Consider the following 4,812-nt stretch of genomic DNA (forward strand, 5'->3'; position numbering starts at 1 on the left):
ACCCTTAGCGAATGGACAGATAAGGTCGATAACCTTAACACCTGTCTCAAGCAATTCAGTGCTGTTCGCTTGCTCTTCATAAGAAGGGGCTTCGCGGTGGATCTCGTAGTTCTCTTTTTGGCCGATTTCGCCACATTCATCGATAGGTTGACCAAGCACGTTCATGATGCGGCCTAGTGTTTCTTCACCTACCGGAACCGTGATTGGAGAGCCTGTGTTTTCAACAGTTAGGCCACGACGTAAGCCGTCTGATGTACCCATCGCAATACAGCGAACAATGTTACCGCCAAGTTGTTGTTGAACTTCTAATACTAGCGAGCTTGCTTCGTCGCTAGTGACTTTCAATGCATCATAAACGCGTGGGCTGTTATTGCCGCTAAACTCAACGTCGACCACCGCGCCGATCACTTTTACTATTTTTCCAACACTCATGTGTAATTCCTCAAATTCTATTCTGACCCGCTCTTGCCTGTCCTTAGACAGCTTGAGCACCTGAGACGATTTCACTCAGCTCTTGGGTAATGGCAGCTTGTCGTGCCTTGTTGTACACCAACTGCAAATCATCGATGAGCTGCCCAGCGTTGTCGGTAGCGGCTTTCATGGCTACCATTCGGGCAGCTTGCTCACAGGCAATGCTCTCAACGATCCCTTGATACACTTGAGATTCGATGTATCGGTGTAACAGTTCAGAGAGTATGTCTCTTGGCGCTTGCTCATAGATGTAGTCCCAACGACGTTCTTTATTGGCTTCACCGCCTGCTTCCGAGTCAGAAGGGTGGGGGAGAAGCTGTAAAGTCGTTGGCGCTTGAACCATGGTGTTAACGAACTGGTTGTAGACTAAGTACAAGCTGTCGATTTTGCCTTCGTCATAGTGACCAAGCATCGCGTTAACCGTACCTAAGATGTCTTCTAACTTAGGTGCGTCACCTAGGCCTGACGTTTGTGCGATAACATTGCCGCCGCGTTGGAAAAATGAGATAGCTTTTGAACCAATTAAGGTGGTTTCTACCTCAACGCCTTTAGCGCACCATTGCTCCATTTCTTCCAGCACTTTCTTGAACAAGTTGGAGTTCAAGCCACCACATAAGCCGCGGTCAGACGAAATAATGATGTAAGCCACACGCTTAGGTTCACGCTGTTGAAGGTAAGGGTGCTGGTATTCCAGCGACCCTGATGCAACATGGGAGATAACCTTACGCATGTTTTCGGCATATGGTCGCGTTTGCGTCATGTTGTCTTGAACCTTGCGCATCTTACTTGCCGCGACCATTTCCATTGCACTTGTGATTTTCTGAGTGTTACTAACACTGGCTATCTTGGTGCGAATTTCTTTAGTACTTGCCATAATCTGCTCCTATTTGTTTTTGTTTCCAGCTAACAAACCGGAGCACTTACCAAGCTTTCATCCCAACAAAACCTTCTAGAATCTCTTTAAGAGCACTATCGATTTCGTCGTTGTAATCACCTGTCGCGTTAATCTTGTCGATCAGCGCTGGGTTTTGAGCTTTGGCGTACGCGATCAGCTCTTCTTCGAAGCGGGCTAGGTTGTTTAGCTCAACATCGACTAGGTAGCCTTTTTCAGCCGCGTAAATCACAGTAGCTTGCTCTGCAACCGACATAGGGGAGTACTGCTTTTGCTTCATCAGCTCAGTCACACGCTCACCATGGTCAAGTTGCTTGCGCGTCATCTCATCTAGGTCAGAAGAGAACTGAGCGAATGCTGCCAATTCGCGGTATTGAGCCAGTGAAGTACGGATACCACCAGATAGCTTCTTGATGATTTTGCACTGCGCAGCACCACCCACACGAGATACCGAGATACCTGGGTCAACGGCTGGGCGTAAGCCTGCGTTGAATAGCTGAGTCTGTAGGAAAACCTGACCATCGGTAATCGAGATTACGTTGGTTGGTACGAATGCGGATACATCACCTGCTTGAGTTTCAATGATAGGAAGCGCTGTTAATGAGCCTGTTTGGCCTTTCACTTCACCGTTAGTGAACTTCTCTACATACTCTGCATTGACTCGTGCTGCGCGTTCTAGCAGGCGTGAGTGAAGGTAGAATACGTCGCCAGGGAAGGCCTCACGACCCGGCGGGCGTTTAAGTAGCAATGAGATTTGGCGGTATGCGACCGCTTGTTTGGATAGGTCATCGTAGATGATCAGTGCATCTTCACCACGGTCACGGAAGTATTCGCCCATGGTGCAACCCGCGTAGGGTGCTAGGTATTGAAGCGCAGCTGATTCTGACGCTGATGCGACAACCACAATGGTGTTTTTAAGTGCGTCGTGCTCTTCAAGCTTGCGAACCACGTTAGCGATGGTTGATGCTTTTTGACCAATTGCCACATACACACATTTAATGCCTGAGTCTTTTTGGTTGATGATGGCGTCGATTGCTAATGCTGTTTTACCTGTCTGACGGTCACCAATGATCAGTTCACGTTGACCACGACCGATAGGCACCATGGTATCTACCGCTTTGTAGCCAGTCTGAATAGGCTGGTCTACAGACTTACGTTCAATTACACCTGGGGCAATCACTTCTACAGGGTCAAGACGGTCACAACTTACGGGGCCTTTACCATCAATCGGCTCACCTAGGGTATTTACTACACGGCCCAGAAGCCCGTTACCTACAGGTACTTCCAAGATACGACCCGTACCTTTTACTTTCATGCCTTCAGAAAGGTCAATGTAAGGACCCATTACTACCGCACCAACAGAGTGGGTGTCTAGGTTTAGTGCAAGTGCGTATTTGCCGCCAGGTAGTTCAATCATCTCGCCTTGCATTACATCTGCAAGACCGTTGATGGTGATGATGCCATCACGAACCGATACGATAGTGCCTTCGTTGCGAGCTTCAGTGCTCACGTTAAATTGCGAGATTCGCTCTCTAATTAGATCACTAATTTCATTTGAATTTAATTGCATTTTATTACCTATCTCGCGTGAAGTTGATTAGCTAATCGGCTTATTGATGTGTTCAATGAACCATCGATAACGGTTTCACCCGCCTTGATGACAATCCCACCGACCAGTGAGTCGTCAATCACCTGTTCTAATTCAACCTGACGCTCTAATTTCTTCTCAAGTGCAGCCGTTAATGAGGTAACTTGACCTGATGTAAGGCATTCTGAGCTGGTGACAGTGACAGGAATTACACGTTCATGTTCGTCCTTCAGCTCGCTGAACAAGCTAAACAAGTCTTTTACGACGGAAAGGCGACCATTCTCAGCCAACACTCGAATTAGGTTGATAACGTGTTCATCAACCAACCCTTGGCAAACGTGAATGATGAGATTGGCGAGCTGTTCAGTTTGTTGGGCGCTTGCCCCTTCTGCTGAGATAATCTGATCAGCGATCGCTTCTTCTTCCGTTACTGCCACAAGAATTGAAAGCATCGAGTGCCACTCTTGTAACTTGTTTTCACCCAAAGCAAAGTCGAATGAGGCTTTGGCGTAGGGATGAGCAATATTGGTGTAATCTGACATACTGCCTCCGCTTACAGTTCGCTAATGAGTTGATCAACTAACGCTCGGTTCGTTTCTGAATCTAGGTTTTTGTTGATCAGTTTCTGTGCACTTTGAATAACAGCGTCTGCCATGTCTGCCTGAAGTTCACGACGTAACTTTTGACGCTCACTTTCTAGTTCGGCTCTGCCTTGCTCTAAGATGCGAGCTTTTTCTTGCTCGGCTTCTTCGTGCGCTAAGCTGATGATTTCATTGCGGCGTTTTTTGCCTTGTTCAATCAGTTCAGTGACGTTGCGTTTTGCATCTTCGACAAGTTGTGCGCCATTGGATTTTGCTAGTTCTAGCTCTTTCGCTGCATTCTCTGAATGGCGTAAACCATCAGCAATTTCTTTTTGGCGCTCGTCTAACATTGCGGTGAGAGGGGGCCATACATATTTCATGCATAGCCAAACAAAAATCACGAATGAGATTGCTTGCCCGAACATGCTTGCATTTAAGTTCATACCTTCCTCGCTAAATCTTTATTAATTACAAATCGATCTTTTCAAAGCTATTTGATTAAGCCACGGCGAAGATGATGTATAGACCGATACCAACACCGATCATTGGTACTGCATCCACAAGACCCATCATGATGAAGAATTGAGTACGAAGCATTGGAGTAAGGTCTGGTTGGCGAGCAACACCTTCAAGGTATTTACCTGCCAAGTTACCAATACCTGACGCTGCACCTGCCGCACCTAAACCAATCAGTAATGCACCTGCTACATATAAAACTGCGCTTACGATATCCATTTGTATCTCCGATAAATAATTTGTTAGTTAAATTTTTAGTTATTAATTAGTGGTGTTCTTCTGTTGCCATACCTAAATAAACAACGGTCAGTACCATAAATATAAATGCTTGCAAGAATACGATTAATATGTGGAATAGTGCCCAAGGAACACTCAGTGCCCATTGCATCCACCATGGCATTAATGCGATCAGAATAAATATCATCTCACCTGCATACATGTTTCCGAATAATCGTAAGCCTAGTGATATAGGTTTTGAAATTAATGTGATTAATTCAAGAACTAAGTTAACAGGGTATAAAAGAGGGTTATCAAATGGCTGCGTAGTAAGCTCTTTGATAAAGCCTTTCAATCCTTTATTTTTAAACGTATAAGTCAACAGTAAGATAAATACACCCAGTGCCATCGACATTGGAATATTTACGTCCGCCGTTGGTAGATCTCTAAAGTGTTCTAGACCCATCGCACGACTTAATGCTGGTATGAAATCTATTGGTAATAAATCGACCGCGTTCATCAACAACACCCAAACAAAAGTGGTTAAT

Annotated in this window: 6 protein-coding genes and 1 pseudogene; all 7 read right to left on the minus strand. The window is 45.7% G+C overall.

Translation table 11 applies throughout. The features are described 5' to 3' along the window. Positions 1-432: pseudogene (locus tag BCT81_RS18175) on the minus strand (F0F1 ATP synthase subunit beta); the annotation flags it as partial. Between the two features lie 43 nt (positions 433-475). Then, positions 476-1,345 (minus strand): F0F1 ATP synthase subunit gamma, encoded by an 870-nt coding sequence (gene atpG, locus BCT81_RS18180; protein WP_102425373.1) that lies wholly within the window; start codon positions 1,343-1,345, stop codon positions 476-478. Positions 1,346-1,391: 46 nt separating this feature from the next. Then, complete coding sequence (gene atpA / locus BCT81_RS18185) at positions 1,392-2,933, minus strand: F0F1 ATP synthase subunit alpha (RefSeq protein WP_061031082.1); 1,542 nt, start codon at positions 2,931-2,933, stop codon at positions 1,392-1,394. Positions 2,934-2,941: 8 nt separating this feature from the next. Next, positions 2,942-3,493, minus strand: a complete 552-nt coding sequence (locus tag BCT81_RS18190) for a F0F1 ATP synthase subunit delta (protein ID WP_004741165.1) — start codon at positions 3,491-3,493, stop codon at positions 2,942-2,944. An 11-nt stretch (positions 3,494-3,504) separates the two neighbouring features. Continuing rightward, positions 3,505-3,975 (minus strand): F0F1 ATP synthase subunit B, encoded by a 471-nt coding sequence (locus BCT81_RS18195; protein WP_004741166.1) that lies wholly within the window; start codon positions 3,973-3,975, stop codon positions 3,505-3,507. Between the two features lie 55 nt (positions 3,976-4,030). Then, a complete protein-coding gene (atpE, locus tag BCT81_RS18200) occupies positions 4,031-4,267 on the minus strand; it encodes a F0F1 ATP synthase subunit C (protein WP_004730405.1) in 237 nt (78 codons plus the stop codon). A gap of 46 nt (positions 4,268-4,313) precedes the next feature. After that, positions 4,314-4,812 (minus strand): F0F1 ATP synthase subunit A (gene atpB / locus BCT81_RS18205; protein WP_102425374.1); only part of this gene is annotated, 499 nt, incomplete at its 5' end.

Source organism: Vibrio sp. 10N.261.52.A1, from assembly GCF_002876325.1.
Lineage (GTDB): Bacteria > Pseudomonadota > Gammaproteobacteria > Enterobacterales > Vibrionaceae > Vibrio > Vibrio chagasii.